This is a genomic window from Weissella hellenica (assembly GCF_005405545.1).
Taxonomy (GTDB): Bacteria; Bacillota; Bacilli; order Lactobacillales; family Lactobacillaceae; genus Weissella; species Weissella hellenica.
The window spans coordinates 94,246-110,124 of the sequence record NZ_BJEG01000001.1 but is presented as its reverse complement, the minus strand read 5'-3'; the positions used below and the strand labels follow the sequence as shown (position 1 = coordinate 110,124).

The 15,879-nt window shown below is 35.4% G+C and carries 14 protein-coding genes and 2 pseudogenes; 8 read left to right on the top strand and 8 right to left on the bottom strand.

Annotation, left to right across the window (positions count from 1 at the left end):
* Window positions 1-84: 84 nt before the first annotated feature.
* The 3 genes and pseudogenes from FFM61_RS00525 to guaD all read right to left on the bottom strand — a co-directional run bounded on the left by FFM61_RS00525 (window position 85) and on the right by guaD (window position 4,396).
* A pseudogene (locus tag FFM61_RS00525) lies at window positions 85-1,437 on the bottom strand (MFS transporter).
* Between the two features lie 224 nt (window positions 1,438-1,661).
* The gene (locus tag FFM61_RS00520; RefSeq protein ID WP_074426636.1) at window positions 1,662-3,002 is read right to left on the bottom strand and encodes a uracil-xanthine permease family protein; all 1,341 of its coding nucleotides are present in this window, start codon (window positions 3,000-3,002) and stop codon (window positions 1,662-1,664) included.
* 50 nt (window positions 3,003-3,052) lie between these two features.
* A complete protein-coding gene (gene guaD / locus FFM61_RS00515; RefSeq protein WP_074426637.1) occupies window positions 3,053-4,396 on the bottom strand; it encodes a guanine deaminase in 1,344 nt (447 codons plus the stop codon).
* A 212-nt stretch (window positions 4,397-4,608) separates the two neighbouring features.
* Here guaD and FFM61_RS00510 point away from each other — a divergent pair, with 212 nt between their 5' ends.
* Genes FFM61_RS00510 through FFM61_RS00500 form a run of 3 tightly spaced genes read left to right on the top strand, consistent with a single transcriptional unit; the run spans window position 4,609 to window position 6,455 of the window.
* The gene (locus FFM61_RS00510; protein WP_074426638.1) at window positions 4,609-5,169 is read left to right on the top strand and encodes a biotin transporter BioY; all 561 of its coding nucleotides are present in this window, start codon (window positions 4,609-4,611) and stop codon (window positions 5,167-5,169) included.
* 10 nt (window positions 5,170-5,179) lie between these two features.
* A complete protein-coding gene (locus tag FFM61_RS00505; RefSeq protein ID WP_074426639.1) occupies window positions 5,180-6,157 on the top strand; it encodes a biotin--[acetyl-CoA-carboxylase] ligase in 978 nt (325 codons plus the stop codon).
* On the top strand, window positions 6,102-6,455 hold the full coding sequence (locus FFM61_RS00500; protein WP_074426640.1) for a CHY zinc finger protein: 354 nt from the start codon (window positions 6,102-6,104) through the stop codon (window positions 6,453-6,455). Before FFM61_RS00505 ends, FFM61_RS00500 begins: the two co-directional genes overlap by 56 nt.
* A 66-nt stretch (window positions 6,456-6,521) precedes the next feature.
* Here the strand turns inward: FFM61_RS00500 and FFM61_RS00495 are convergent, their stop codons facing one another.
* Together FFM61_RS00495 and FFM61_RS00490 are read right to left on the bottom strand one after the other, a co-directional pair.
* Window positions 6,522-8,054, bottom strand: coding sequence for an FGGY-family carbohydrate kinase (locus FFM61_RS00495; protein WP_074426641.1), 1,533 nt, complete (start codon window positions 8,052-8,054; stop codon window positions 6,522-6,524).
* An 80-nt stretch (window positions 8,055-8,134) separates the two neighbouring features.
* A complete protein-coding gene (locus tag FFM61_RS00490) occupies window positions 8,135-8,914 on the bottom strand; it encodes an SDR family oxidoreductase (protein ID WP_074426642.1) in 780 nt (259 codons plus the stop codon).
* Window positions 8,915-9,139: 225 nt separating this feature from the next.
* On the opposite strand from FFM61_RS00490, the gene FFM61_RS00485 reads away from it, so the two are divergent.
* The 3 genes from FFM61_RS00485 to FFM61_RS00475 all read left to right on the top strand — a co-directional run bounded on the left by FFM61_RS00485 (window position 9,140) and on the right by FFM61_RS00475 (window position 12,127).
* Window positions 9,140-10,270: an ROK family transcriptional regulator gene (locus FFM61_RS00485; RefSeq protein ID WP_074426643.1), complete on the top strand. Its 1,131-nt coding sequence runs from the start codon at window positions 9,140-9,142 to the stop codon at window positions 10,268-10,270.
* Between the two features lie 186 nt (window positions 10,271-10,456).
* Window positions 10,457-11,866 carry a glycoside-pentoside-hexuronide (GPH):cation symporter gene (locus tag FFM61_RS00480; RefSeq protein ID WP_074426644.1) on the top strand — a complete coding sequence of 470 codons (1,410 nt, stop codon included), beginning with the start codon at window positions 10,457-10,459 and terminating at the stop codon, window positions 11,864-11,866.
* A gap of 21 nt (window positions 11,867-11,887) precedes the next feature.
* Window positions 11,888-12,127 (top strand): hypothetical protein, encoded by a 240-nt coding sequence (locus FFM61_RS00475; protein WP_074426645.1) that lies wholly within the window; start codon window positions 11,888-11,890, stop codon window positions 12,125-12,127.
* A 112-nt stretch (window positions 12,128-12,239) separates the two neighbouring features.
* Here the strand turns inward: FFM61_RS00475 and FFM61_RS00470 are convergent, their stop codons facing one another.
* Together FFM61_RS00470 and FFM61_RS00465 are read right to left on the bottom strand one after the other, a co-directional pair.
* Entirely contained in the window at window positions 12,240-12,929 is a 690-nt protein-coding gene (locus tag FFM61_RS00470; RefSeq protein ID WP_074426646.1) for an N-acetylmannosamine-6-phosphate 2-epimerase, read from the bottom strand.
* A gap of 101 nt (window positions 12,930-13,030) precedes the next feature.
* Window positions 13,031-13,966, bottom strand: coding sequence for a nucleoside hydrolase (locus tag FFM61_RS00465; protein WP_074426647.1), 936 nt, complete (start codon window positions 13,964-13,966; stop codon window positions 13,031-13,033).
* Window positions 13,967-14,148: 182 nt separating this feature from the next.
* Between FFM61_RS00465 and FFM61_RS00460 the strand changes: the two are divergent.
* Both FFM61_RS00460 and FFM61_RS00455 read left to right on the top strand, forming a co-directional pair.
* Window positions 14,149-14,607, top strand: a pseudogene (locus FFM61_RS00460) (GNAT family N-acetyltransferase).
* Window positions 14,608-14,610: 3 nt separating this feature from the next.
* On the top strand, window positions 14,611-15,207 hold the full coding sequence (locus FFM61_RS00455; RefSeq protein WP_074426648.1) for a hypothetical protein: 597 nt from the start codon (window positions 14,611-14,613) through the stop codon (window positions 15,205-15,207).
* Between the two features lie 69 nt (window positions 15,208-15,276).
* Here FFM61_RS00455 and FFM61_RS00450 read toward each other — a convergent pair whose 3' ends face one another.
* Window positions 15,277-15,717: a MarR family winged helix-turn-helix transcriptional regulator gene (locus tag FFM61_RS00450; protein WP_074426649.1), complete on the bottom strand. Its 441-nt coding sequence runs from the start codon at window positions 15,715-15,717 to the stop codon at window positions 15,277-15,279.
* Window positions 15,718-15,879: the final 162 nt, after the last annotated feature.

Here is a 15,879-nt window from a genome sequence, read left to right as displayed (position 1 = left end):
TTATAAGTCTATAAGTTTTATAGTATAAACGCATTCCACACCGACTTCAAACCACCTTTTGTCGCGCGCTTTCCATAACCTCACTTAAACTTCTTTAAGCATACTATTTTGCTTAATCATAATGTAAATCGCGCCACCAACAGCAATCGCTGTAAAGAGATAAATAACAATATCTGCGGCTGCCCAACCATACGTTTGCGCAATCGAAGCGACACCTAACGTACCAATTACTTCACCAAATACATACTGTGCAAATCCCATTGCTCCCGTTGACATTCCAACAGCAAACTTTGGCACAGCCTCGTTAACCATTAGCCCAATAATCGTAATCGGTGCATAAATTAAGTTACCTAATAATAACAGGATAACGATTAAAGCAGCATGATTAGTAACATAAAAATAAGCTGTCAAATCAACGGCTAACAATATCAACGAACCAATCATTGCCATTGCGCGTCGTCCCTTTAAAAGATCAGAAATATAACCTAATAGAATAACACCGGGCACTGATGCTAATTCAAAAATTCCAAATAACCACTTAGCTTCACTTTGACTAAAGCCTTTATGTTCAGTTAGATAACCTGGAATCCATGACATAATACCAAAACGAACAACATATAATGACAATGAGACAAGAATAATCACCATAACTAATTTATTTTTCAAGATATACTTAGTAAATACCTTAAAAACAGAATCATCAGTTAATTCACTTTGAACCACCTCACCATCAACAACAACTGCCTCACCAGAATATTTTTCAATTGTTGGTAATCCTTGCGTTGCTGGCCTATCTGAACCTAACCATAGTGAGATAATTGCAATAATAACAGAGATTGCTGAGGCTGTATAAAATGAAAAGGCAACGCTTGACCCAAACATAAATACTGACAAATTAATACTTGCGACAGCGGCAAAGGCACCAAAATTATGCGCACTCGACCAAATTGAATAGGCCGTACCACGTGCTAAAAAGGAACCTTTTTTATTACGCCCAAACCATAATGAAATACTACGTTGTGCTGCAGCTGCGCCCATTCCTTGTAGAATCGAATTCATCAACATCAATAACAGAATTAATGTAAAACTTTTGGTTGATCCTAAAACAACATTAATAACTGAACTAGCCAGAAGACCAAATGCAATATATCGATTAGCATTTGAATGATCAGCCAAGGTCCCCATAATCAATTTTGAAACCCCATAACCAATTCCAAACATTGATAAGATAAATCCCATTTGTGTTAATGAAAATCCATATGCTGCTCGAATCTCATTTTGCTGTGCTGTAAAAATTAAACGAATAATGTAATAACCAATATAAATCATTGAGGTCGACAGTAACACACGAAACTGCCATTTTTTTTAACTTGACTCAACTTTATTTGGTGGTACTCGTTGCGCTGCATCCGGTAACGGTTTCAAAAAATTAAACATAAAATAACTCCCATCATACAATAGCCCATTGTGATTTTTGAAAGCAACAAGTAAGCGCTTCCAATACTGATATATTAACATTTCATTATTACATTTACAAATGGTTACACTTGTAAATCACTGATTTATTTTGGCAACTTCAAGTCATTTATTTTTCATCAAAAAGACATATTTAATTATCTTGTAAAACAAAAAAGGAGCATAAAATTATGCTCCTTTTACACTTAATCAGTCATTGCTGACTTGGGTTCTTTTTTATTCAATACTAAATTCAAAATCACTGCTGTAACAGCAGCAACGGTAATTGGTGATCCTAGTAAATATTGAATCATTTGTGGTGCATCGTTAATGACTTTATCTGGCAAAAATACAAGTGCTAAAGTCATAACGATCGGTACCCCGATAATATACCCCTTATTACCTGTCATATTCAAATCACCGATAACGTTCAATCCACTTAACATAATAATCACAACAATAACTGCGAATACACCACCAACTACTGCTGCTGGAATAGCTGCTAACAGTGCAGATAATTTACCGAAAAATCCTAGTAAAATGAACCAAAACCCAGCTGCTACGAAAACACGGCGACTAGCAACACCTGTGATTGAGACAACACCTGCATTCGTCGAATATCCCGTCATTGGCGTGCTACCAAGTAAGGCTGCTACTAAACAACTCATCCCCTCACCGATAATACCATGATTCCATTGCTTATTACTAATCTTTTCTTTCGTAACTGCACTCATGGCAAACCAGGTACCCGTTGTTTCAGTTGTTAAGACTACAAAAATAATAATGAACGTAATAATTGCTGATAAGTTAAAGTTGATACCATAATGTAATGCTGTAAACTTTGGCAAGCTGAACCAATCTGCGTTTAAGACTGTTGACCAATCCATTAATCCTTTGAAACTTGCAACAATTGTTCCGATCATTAGCGCAATTACAATTGATCCAATTTTAAAAATCTTTTGGAGCTTAGGTAAATAAGTTCCGATTGTGATAGAAACCAGCAATGCTACCATCGTTATAACTGCTAATTCAATATTTTGGTAAATATTACCGCTAGCTTCAAAAATATTATCATTTAAGGCTGATGGTATTAACGATAGCCCAACACAAGTAATAATTGTCCCACCAACAATTGATGGTACTAATTTATTTACAATTTTTTGATAAAATCCCGAAAAGCCTAATAGTATCAGTAAAATGGCAGCAAGAATACTTGATCCAATCACAGTTGCCATACCACCATGAGCAGCACCATTGCCCATAAATACACCAACAATGGCCCCAATTGGCACATATGATGGTCCTTGTGACATTGGCATTTTCATAAATAATGATGTTTGAAACAATGTACCAATACCACATGCTAGAAATGCGACCTGTAAAAAGCCACTAGTTTGTGCTGCACTCATTGATAACAAACCTGCAATAATTAGCGGTGGCACATAGACATCCATTGCCAATACGTGTTGCAATCCTAAAAGACCTGCCTCTGCTACAGGTACTTTATCATTTGCACCAATTAATAATCCGCTCTCTTTTTCTGCCATCAATTATTCTCTTTCCTATTCTTAATTGCTAATGTTTCATGTGAAACACTTTACTTAACAAAAATACCTTGGGTCATAACATGATCAATTTCTGATGCTGTCGTTTGATACATCATTTTGTCAAACGTATCTTCAGAATCTTGATGACCAAATGTTGGATACTTTGTATGCACAATTTGTAAATCAGCTGCATAACCTTCTTTTACTTGACCTGTTGTTAAGTTAAGGCTTTGTGCCCCACCCACAGTTGCCATGTAAAAAGCATTTCGAGCAGTAATTGCTGCGTCTCCTTTCCCACGTAATTCAGGAGATACCTTACTATCAACGCCTTCATCAAGCATTCGTGATGACATAATTGCCTGACGAATATTTTGATAAATACTTGGATCAAAGCCACCTGAAATATCGGTGCCCAGTCCAACTTTTACATCTTTAGCTAAAATTTTCTTAGCCGGCATAACAGCATTACCAAAATACACATTCGAAATTGGACAATGTGCAATGCCAACACCACGATTCTTAAAACGATCAAGATCTTCATCGTTTAGTAGTGTGCCATGTGCCATAACTGTTTTATCGGTTAATAGTCCAAAATCATCCAAAACTTCTGCATCGCGTTTACCATGTGTCTCAATGGCGTAACCATTTTCCCAATCGCTTTCACTACAATGCGATTGAATTGGTAAATGATACTTTGTTGCTACTTGGCCTAACCCTGCTAATACTTCATCTGTACAAGAGGGTAAAAAGCGTGGCGTAATAACTGGTGTTACTGGTATATTTTCGTTTTTATTTAATTGTTCAACTTGATGAATAAATGCTTCTGTCTCGTCTAACGCCACCTGTGTAGATTCATCACGATAATAGTCTGGCGTTTGTGCCGGATTGTCCATAACAACTTTTCCAACAAAACCACGTTGATGATGAGCTAAGCAAGCTTTAGCTAATTCAACATTACCGGTATTATCAACAGACCCAAAATAAAGTGCGGTCGTGGTGCCATTTGCTAACAAAGTCTCGACTAAATTATCGTAAACTAGATGCGCATAATCAGCATCTTTGAATTTAGCTTCTAGTGGGAAAGTGTATTGATCCAACCACTCATACAATGGTCGATCTAATGCCAAACCTGCATTTGGCCATTGTGGTGCATGCACATGTAAATCTATAAATCCCGGCATAACTACCTGATCTTTAGTCAATGCCATCAAATTCCCTTGTTGTTCTGCCTCGTGCTGTATTTTTTCATATTTCTCATCATTTGGCTTTACAATATTAGCAATTTGTCCGTCGTCGTCTATACAAATCAAACTATCTATTTGATAATCTACTTGATTCTTATCAATGGCAGTGTAATAACTGCCTTTTAATACCGTTTTATAGATAATATTCACCTCAAAAAATTTATGGTTATTTTTGCAACACTCAAAATTATAGCAAACATTATATGTGTTTTCATTATTAATTGCAATAAATAACTAACTTTGATGATATTTAAAATAAAATCGTTCGCATTATGTTTTTAGTAACCCTTGTATTGATTTAAAGGTTACTAAATATTATAATGAATTTATTCTAAATTTTAAGGATTGGACATATACGTATTATGACAAATCAACGAACGAAAAAATTAACCCTAGCTGCCATGATGACCGCTATTTTAATTGTTTTAGGCTTTTTCCCTGGTATTCCACTAGGATTTATTCCTGTTCCCATTATTATTCAAAACCTAGGTATACTATTAGCAATTGAACTATTAGGTACCAAGTATAGCTTTCTATCAATTGGCTTATTCTTGGTACTTGCTTTATTTGGTTTACCAGTCTTATCAGGTGGGCGTGGTGGTTTTGCCGTCTTCCTTGGTCCAACTGGTGGTTATTTACTTGGTTGGTTACTAGTCCCCTTCGTGCTTGGTACAGTCTTACACATCCTAAAGCAACAACAACGATTATCATGGTGGTTAGAATTTATTATTGTCGTTGTAGCTGGTGTTTTATTTATTGATTTAATTGGTTCAATTTGGCTATCCGTACAATCACACATGCCAATAGGAACGGCACTTATTTCTAACCTTGCCTTTCTACCAGGTGATATCATTAAAGCAGGTTTAGCCGTTTTCATAGCAAGACGATTAAGAAAACTACCAAGTCTGCAAACGATATTTTAAAAGGAGCATGATGGTGACAACAACAAAGCAAAAAGTTTTATTTGAACTATTGGCACATAAAGGTGACTGGTTATCTGGTGATCAACTGGCAACTGATTTGGCCGTTAGCCGTGAAAGTATCTGGAAAGCTATCAATGCTTTAAAAAAGAAAGCGCATCAGATTGAGAGTCGTAAAAATCTAGGTTATCAATATATTGAAACGCCCTTTTTAGATGAAGATATTGTCGGATATTACATGGATAAGCAATTAATAGATGGCATGTTTGTTGAAAAAACAGTTACTTCTACACAACATTTAGCAAAACAATACTTGACTACTCATACCGTTAGCAAACCCGTCTTCTTTGCTGCTGAAGCACAATCAGCAGGTTACGGTCGCCGTGGTCGTCATTTTTATTCGCCTGCCACGAGTGGTCTTTATTTTACAATAGTCTTGCCCAATACAACTGATAACTGGGATCAAGTTGGGTTATTAACGACTAATATGGCCGTTGTTATCGCCCAAACATTGGAATCATTTTTTCCCAAAGAAACAATCGATTTAAAATGGGTAAATGACTTATTTATTAATAATAAAAAAGTTGGCGGTATAATTACGGAAGCTAATGTTGAACTTGAATCTAATTCGGTTTCGGCTTTTATCATGGGAGTTGGTCTAAATCTAACAACCAAAGATTTTCCTGACGAATTATCTGATATTGCCCAAAGCATCGACAAATCAGCCACACTTGATCGCAACCTCTTATTAACAACGTTAATCAAAAATATTATCGATACCTATTATCACGGTGATTTTGCAACGTTATTAACTGAATATAGACGTCGTTCCAACGTTATTGGTAAACACGTCACATTGAAATTAGGCAATCAAACTATCTACGGGACTGCCAAACAAATTGCCAGCGATGGTGGTCTAATTATTGAGGATGAAAATGGCATTACAAAATCATTTACAAGTGGCGAAGTTATCAAAACAAACGTCCAATAACCCTAAAATATATGGCTTAGCTTTAGATGACGATGGTCGTTGTCAACACTATCATACCCAACGAGATGTCGTTGCATTAGCTTGTGATCAATGCCAACAATTTTTTGCCTGTTATTTATGCCACAATGCATTAAAAGACCACTCATTTGTTCCAACGAATGAAGCAAGTACTGAAATTTTATGTGGTCATTGTCGTCACGTCATGAATTTTCAAGCATACTCAAAAGGCGTCTGCCCTGAATGTCATTATGCTTTTAATCCTAAATGTAAACTTCATCATGACGTTTATTTTAAATAAAAAAAGATGTGAACCAAATTTAATCCTGGTTCACATCTTTTTTATTATTTTTAATGTTTAAATATTTTAAAGTTTATTTATATCTGTCAGGGCACTCATGTCATCTTTCAAATCAAGATACAATTTTTTGTATAATTTGAAATATTTATTATAAATTTCATGATTTTTCTTATCTGGAATAACCTTTTCACCGAGTACTTGCCATCCTTTAACCTGATTTAATGTTAAGGTATTTGTTGCAAGTCCAGCTAAAATAACGTCTCCCAAATTGGCTTCGGCATCTTCAAGGGGTGTACGCACAGCATACCCTGTAACATCTGCAAACATCTGTACCCAATCTTTTGAATTCGTAACACCTCCAGCAATTACAATATAATCGCCTAGATTTTCATCCGTTAATTCAATTGAATGTCGTAATGCATATGCCACTGCTTCTTGAAATGCATGATAAATATGTGATCTACTATGTGACAATGACAATCCAAATAATACCCCTTTAGCATCCGAATTCCAAACTGGTGCACGCTCCCCCATGAAGTAAGGCAAAACAACCAAACCGTCACTACCTGCTGGTATATTCTCTGATTCCTTACCTAATGCAACATAAGCATTTACTCCACCGTTTTTTTGCTCTGCTACCTCAAGCTGTGCAAAATTGTCACGGAACCATTTTGTTATACCCCCGGCGGTCGCAGAACCACTAAAATTATAATTTAGTTCCTGAGGGTTATATGGATATGGCCAAACAATAAGCCTTTTATTTTTAATTGGCTTCTCGCTAACTAATGCCGCATTCATTGATGTACCAATTGCTGCAACATAACGTCCTGGTTCTAATACACCCATACCAACATTTGCAGCACCAACGTCAACACCCCCAACAATTACAGGAATCCCAGGCGTAAGACCTAACTCTTTAGCTGTTTCGGGGGTTATATACCCCGCAATATCATTACCAGCGACTAAATTATCCGGCATCATTGTACTAGGAATGCCCATTTCATCTAGCATCTCATCTGACCAAGTATTTTGGTTAATATCGTATATACCTCCAATATTACCTGCTGCAGAATGATTAACTGCTGTAACACCTGTCAAACTTTTAACAATAAATGTATCCGGTGGTAAAAATTCCTTAATACGCTGCCAATTTTCAGGCTCATTATCTTTAATCCATAAAATTTTTGTATATCCATAGTAAGGATCAACAATGTCATTTCCTGTAATATTCGATAAGTGTTCAAGGTCAATATTATTTTTAATCCACTGGACTTGCTTTTCAGCACGTCTGTCCATCCAAATAAGTGTTGGCCGAACTTCTTTTCCCTCTGAATCAACAGGAACACCAGTACCTCCATAAAGAGCTGAAATTCCAATTCCTTTAATATCAGAAGTATTTACTTTACTTTTTTTAATAACTTGCTTAATAGTTTGTTTAGCACCATCCAGCCACACTTGAGCCCATTGTTCAGCCCACAAATTTTTAGGTGTTAAAACATCGTATTCAACCAAAGATTGTGCAATAAGATTACCATCAGTATCCATTAGCACGCTCTTTGCACTGGATGTTCCAACATCTGTTCCAATTAGATAATTCATATTTATTCAATGTCCTTATAAAGATATTTTCAGAAAAGATATTCAGTGGCCTAGGAAGTAGTCACAATTTTATTTAAGGCTTACCAAGCCGTAAAGGCTCCATCAATTTGAAAATCAGCACCAGTAGCAAAGCTACTGGTATCTGAAGCCAAATAAACAGCAATTCCTTGCAATTCTTCAGGCTTACCCATACGTTCCATAGGTGCCCAATCATTCCAAATCTTAATGAGTGGCTTAAGTGCTTCTGAATTAAGTGTTAAATCTGTTGCCATATATCCAGGTGATATAGTATTTACACGAACTCCTTTCTTAGCCCATTCAATGGCTAACGATTTTGAAAGTTGGATAACTCCTGCTTTTGAAGCATTATATGAGGCTTGTGGTTGTGGCCGGTTAACAATATGAGCTGACATAGAAGCAGTATTAACAATCGACCCACCACCGTGTTCAATCATATACTTTCCGGCTGCTTGTGCCGTTAAGAAAATACCATTCAAATTTAAATTAATTACCTTTTGCCATTGTTCAAAAGATGTCTCAGTTGCTGGCGTATTAATTACCATACCTGCATTATTAAACGCAACATCTAATCCACCTAGTTTAGTAACAATTGTCTTAATCATTTTATCTACATCTTCTGGACTAGTAACGTCAGCTTTTACAGCTATCACGTTACGCCCTGTAGATTCCGCAATTTCTTTAGCAGTTTCCTGTGCCTTTTCCAGTTGGATATCCACAATGGCAATGTCGGCTCCAGCTTCTGCCAAACCTTGTGCCATAGACTTACCTAACCCTTGTGCCCCACCAGTAACATAGATTTTTTTACCATCTAGGCGCAAACGCTCATTAATTGTTGTCATAATAAACCTCACATTATAAATTTTTATTTTTGTATTCTATAATAATGAATTTCCAATTAAGCGCTAGTTATGTAAAATCACTTTATTTAATACAGTCACAGTTTATGACAGCGTTTTCATAATGTCAACTGGTTTATGTAAAATCACTTTATTTAATTAAGAGAAATTGCGTATAAAACCCAGTAGTGATAATCTTTTGATATATCTATATTTCGGGAGGAAATTATGAAAGATCAAGGAATGAAAAGCATACAAAAAAACAATTTTTCCGAAACATTTCATTTGTTTTTTCAACATGACCGAGTTTCAAAACAAGTTATATCAGATAATTTAGGTCATAGTTTACCGACAATTACGAGTAATTTAAAAAAATTATTAGATCGCAACCTAATTATTAAAGATGGTGAATTTACTACACAAAAGACTGGTCGTCCTGCACAAGCATATGAATTAAATAATAATGCATTTATAAGTTTAGGAATGGCCATATTTGGTGATTACGTACTAATTGTTGCCTTAAATGCTCGTGGAGAATTATTTGCTGAATGCAGATCAGATATTGTATTTAAGAATATAGATAATTATTATTACAAAATTTCACAAGTAATTAAGTCATTTATAACTAGAAAAAATATTAACGAGGATTGTATTACTGGATTAGGGATTGGTATTCAAGGTTTAGTATCACAAAACCAAAAAAAAGTTATTTATAGTCAAATTTTGCCTATGCAAGGAGTAACGACCGATGTTTTGCAACAATATTTATCATTTCCCGTTTCCTTTCTACACGATGCTGATGCTGTTGCCTTAGCTGAAGAACGCATTTCTACGCATCACGAGGATGCCATTTACTTATCAATTGGTCCGCACTTAGGGACAGCTATGATGGTGGATGGAAAAATATATAATGGTTCTCGGGGTCGTTCGGGGACGATGGAACATATAACAATTGCAATGAGTGACAAACGTCTATGTTACTGTGGCCGCTATAACTGCATTGAGACATACATTGCCATTAATGCTCTTATAAGTGACGACAAAGAAACTTTATCACAATTTTTTAACCTAGTTGATCAAGGAGATGCTCCTACATTACAAAGATGGCATCAATATCTAGATGACGTTTCCGAAGCTATCATGAATTTACATATGTTTGTTGATTCGCCAATCGTCTTAGCTGGCGAACTATCAATGTACTTAAAAGCTCACGATATAGATTATTTAGAAAATCGTATCTCAAAAATAAGCGTATTTCCAAAAGAAAATTCTTATTTATCTATTGGAAATGCTCATAATCATCCTGTTGCTGTTGGGGCAGCACTCCCGTTGATTAAAAAATTTATTAAAAATATTTAAAGCAATCTGTTTGAACATCTGATTATGATTATTTCGTGAACAATTCACGAAAAAGTTGCACTCTAGAATTTGATTTGTTAATATACAACATGTAAGCGTTTTCTTTCCTTTGGGACGCTTATGAATTTTTAGAAATATAGTGGCCTAGGAACCAATACTAAAAATTCATTTACTGAGGGAAAAACGATGAAAAAATATATGTCATTTGCGCTTGGAGCATTTGGACACGATGCATTTTATAATACTTTAAGCTTATATTTTGTAATGTTTGTTACTAGTCAACTATTTACAACAAACGATGCGGGTTTTAATTCAAGAATGATCGGATACGTCACACTATTGATGACTATTATCCGAGTTGCTGAAATTATGTTTGATCCGATGATTGGTGGTGCTGTTGATAATACCAAAACTAGATGGGGTAAATTCAAGCCTTGGTTATTAGCTGGTACAATTATTGCATCCTTAATGTTAATTCTAATATTTACTGATTTTGGTGGTCTTGCTTTGAGCAAACCAATGCTCTACTTAGTATTATTCGGTATTGCATTTTTGATTTTGGACATCTTTTATTCATTTAGTGACATTGCTTTATGGTCGATGTTGCCTGCGTTATCAATGGATAGTAAGGAACGTACAAAGTTTGGTACCTTCTCTCGTTTCGGATCTACATTAGGTGCACAAAGCGTTATTATTGTTATTGTTCCGTTAGTTACTCTATTTTCTGGAATGTTTGGTGCAAAACAAGGTGAACAAAATTCCATGGGATGGTTAGGCTATGCTATCGTCATTGGTTTACTTGCTTCATTAGGCGCCATTTTCTTAGCACGAAATGTCAAAGAAGATAAAAATCTAATTCGAGAAAATGTTGAACACACGCGTTTCCGTGACGTATTTAGAGTTATTGGTTCTAATGACCAATTAATGTGGCTTGCATTGAGTTATTTCTTATTTGCATTTAGTTACGTTATTAACAACTCTCTTCTTTTGTACTATTTCCGTTATGTATTAGGGCATGCAGAAGCATATTCATATATTGGTATTATTACTTGTGTATTGGGTGTTGTTTCAGTTGCTTCATTCCCATCATTAGCAGAAAAAATTTCACGTAAATATGTATATATTGGCGGAATTGGATTAATGTTCCTTGGATTTATACTATTTGCATTTGCAGGTCAGAATTTGTTCTTGGCATTGTTAGCTGCTTCAATTATATTCTTCCCATACCCAATGATATTCTTATCAACATTAATGACGATTAGTGATTTGGTAGAGTACGGACAATTAAAAAGTGGTAAACGAAACGAAGCCGTTACACTTTCAGTACGTCCATTAATTGATAAATTAGCAGGTGCTTTTTCCAACGGTATCGTTGGCTTGGTTGCCATTGGAGCCGGTATGACGGGTAATGTGAAACCAAGTGATATTTCTGCTTCAGGATTAATACAATTTAAAACATTTATGTTTTATATCCCCATGATTTTGCTGGTTATTTCTGCATTTATTTTCTTTAAAAAAATTACATTAACAGAAAAAAAGCACGACGATGTTGTGAGAGCTTTGCGCCAAAAGCTTGGTGATAATTCAGCTGAATAAAGTTAATCTGGAGAATTTATTATGAAAAAAGATATGTTACAGTTAGACCCTGAATCTTTTGCGCTAGCATTACTAGGTGGTAATGCAAAAAATGAAAATGAAGATAATAAAATTTATATAAAAAAACAATTAACCTTATACCTAGAAGCACTACTAGTAGCACAGGATTTTAATGATTTAGAAGATAGTCAGATAGATGCTATTCGTGATTCAAGAAAAAATAAAATTTTAGAAAAATTAATTGATCATCGATATAGTTAAAAATATATTACTAATTAAAATAAATTTGTTTAGTCACTAATTTCAAAATGAACTTAGTGACTTTTTATATAACTAAAAAACCGTTGTATAACACAACGGTTTTTCTCTTTTATTATTGCATCCCCTGAACAAAACGTTCTGTAATTTCTTTAGGTCTAGTAATCGCCCCGCCAACAACAACACCCGCAACGCCCATGTCCTGGATTTTTTTTGCTTCAGCAGGTGTATGTATTTTACCTTCTGCAATCACATCGATGCCAGCATTCACAAGTTGCTGAATAAATTTATAATTAGGGCCATCGATTACTTCACTGTCATTCGTATACCCAGCTAATGTTGTGCCAACAAAATCGACGCCGGCTTTCCATGCATTACTAGCATCGGCAAATGTCGCCGTATCGGCCATTAATAATTGATCCGGATATTTTGCATTAATTTGACCAATGAATTCACTAATCGTTAATTCATCATGCCGTGGACGTAACGTTGCATCAAAAGCAATAACATCAGGCTGTACCGTCATTAATTCATCAACTTCACGCATAGTTGCCGTAATATAAGGCTCTTCAGGTAAGTAATCTCGTTTAATAATACCAATAACAGGTAAATCAACCCGTTCCTTGATTTCTTTAATATCTCGTACAGAATTAGCGCGAATGCTAACAGCACCACCTTGTTGTGCTGCTAACGCTAATAGTGGCATAACGCCCCCTTTTTCTGTATATAAAGGTTCCCCTGGTAACGCTTGGCACGAAACAATTAACCCCCCTGCAATTTTCTCCATAAATGTTTGCTTATCCATAATTAATTCCCCCCTTTGAATACGCTATCACCCTATTGTAACATGCAAAAAAAAACTACAATAACCCACACGGATTATCGTAATTTCAAATTTTTTACTTATTAGTCAGCTGATATAGCTAATTCATCAATCTTATCATAGAATGCATCGGCATCAACACTAGTAATAAAGGTAATTTCACGACCTTCATCTGTTTGATAAGTGCGGCCTTCTGATTCACCCTCTGTGATAACATCTGTCTTAACTTGGATTGATTCAACCAATTCTGGGTAACGGCTAGCTAGAGTCGTCAAAACATCCCATAGATAGTAAATTGAGTTAGCTTCAAAAGAATGTACTAGTGAATAACCTTGACCAATTAAATCTAATGCACGATGTTGACGTTGTGTTGCCCAACGCAAACGCAATTCAGGTGTCAATGGTACTTGATCAGTACTATCTAAACCAACCATAACAATCTTCAAATCAGCATCCCAAACACGCTTTACTGCTTCGGCATCCCAGTAAGCATTCCATTCCATCGTATCATCAGCACCTGGTGCAGCGACGTTACCCTTACTGTTTAGGGCACCACCCATCCAGTGCAAACTTTCAATGTTTTCAGTAATGCTTGGGTCCACTTCTAGGGCACGTGCCAAATCTGACAAAGGACCAGTCATAACAAGCGTTACCTTTTCTTCTGATGCCTTAATCTTATCAATCATATCTAAATGACCAGGCTTCGCTGCAACAGGTGTCTTAGGTGCACCATGTTCATTCAACATTGGGAAATCATCAAATGAAAATGAGCTCAAACGCCATGCATCCGGGAATTGGTGGATTGCACGTGAATTTGACTTAGCAATATCCAAAGGCTTACGACCTTCGGTACCAAACAAATCAACAATCTTACGTGATGCCGAAACTGAAGGATCAACATAACCATCAGCATCAGTAACACCAACTCCTAATAAATTAACATCTGGCATTTGTAGTAAAAGTAGTAATGACACTAGATCATCAACATTACCATCGTGATTAAAATATACGTTCTTCATCGAAAAGGTTCCCCACTCTTTTTGTTTATTTATCTAAAGATAACGGAACTAATATGTAATAGTCAAGCTGTTTTTTTAGAAATTTCATTTTTTTCTAATAATTAGCTACATAATGTTACCAATATGTTAACATTAAGAATTAGTAACTATAAAAGGCCGCTAACTAAATTAAGGGGCAGGTTATGATGCAACAACCGGAATTAATTATTAAAAGTACAGTTGATTTAACGCCAGTAGAACTACTAACCATTATGCAAGAGCGGACAAAGGTCTTTGTTGTTGAACAAAATTGTGCCTATCAAGAAATTGATGAAGCTGATTTTAATGCACACCATGTTTATTTAAAATTAGACAATCATCTGATGGCCTATACACGTATTATTCAGGACAGTGATAATGCCTATATTCGCTTTGGGCGTGTATTAGTCCCCTTGGCTTATCGCAAAAAAAACTTTGGACGCCAAATTGTTACCGCAACTATTACAGAAATTCAGCGCCTTTATCCAGGTAAAATGATTAAAATTGGAGCACAAAATTACTTGCGCTCATTTTATTAATCATTTGGGTTCGAAGCCGTCTCAGACGTTTACTTAGAGGATAATATTCCTCACATAGATATGATTTTAAATGGAGGTCATTAAATCGTGCAATACTTAGTCATTGTCGGTGTCTTATGTTCCGCTTTCTTTGGATCATTTTATCTCATTGCCACTATTCAAGGTAGAGTGCAACCCAATAAGGTTACTTGGTTGCTTTGGGCTATTGCACCCTTAATATCAGTTAGTGCTACTATCACTGATACTGGGATAAATTGGGCCATTTTACCTGTTTTTATGGCTGGTTTCATGCCTTTATTAGTATTTATCACTTCTATGTTTAATCGAGATGCTTACTGGCAACTAACCACCTTAGATTATCTATGTGGTGTGGTTGCTTTATTGGCATTAATCATTTGGTTAGCAACTAGCAATCCCATATTAGCAATTATCTTTTCAATTATCAGTGATGCGATTGCTGCCTTACCCACACTGCGAAAAGCTTGGTTAAATCCAAATTCTGAAGCACCGATTTATTATGTAGGTGGTATTATATCAACGACAACTGGTATTTTAGCTGCAACGGCTAATTGGTCATTTAGTAATGTTGCTTTTACAATCTATCTATTATTATTAGATATTTCATTGGTTATCATTATTAATTATCGTCGTAAAGTCCTTGCTAATAAGCCTGACATTATTTAAATTGAAGCAAATTAAAGAGTGGGTAAGAAAATCATGATTTTCTTACCCACTCTTTTTTAAAAATTTATCTTACACCAATTTTAACAAAGTCGTAATTAATTTTTGATTATCATCTAACATATTTTGATACTCTTTAATATCAAAATCACCCATGTTTTTAACACATTCTGCTAACCGTTCTTCTACTAAAGGTTTTAATTCTTGCCCCTTAGGCGTTAAACTAACAACTAACTGGCGCTTATCTTCTGTTGGCCGTATCCGTGTTAACCAACCATTTTGTTCTAATCTTTTAAGTAACGGTGTTAATGTATTGCTTGCCAAATGCAATTTTTGACCAAGTTCACGTAAATTAATCGGTTCATTCTCCCACAAAGCTAACATAACTAAATATTGCGGATAAGTTAACTGAAATTCGTCTAGTGCCTGTTGGTAAAACTTCGCAAAAAGACGATTAGCATTATAGATTGAAAAACATAGTTGATTGGCTAAGTCTATCTCTTGTGCTACCATAATTAATCGTCTCCTTTCATGAAAATAATATTTATATTCAAATAAATATAACATGAAACATACGCCATTCACATTATGAATAATCAATCTCAGGTAATATCCTTAGCTTACTCACACATAACAGCACATATAAAAGTCAAAAATAGCAAGTTGCCACTATAT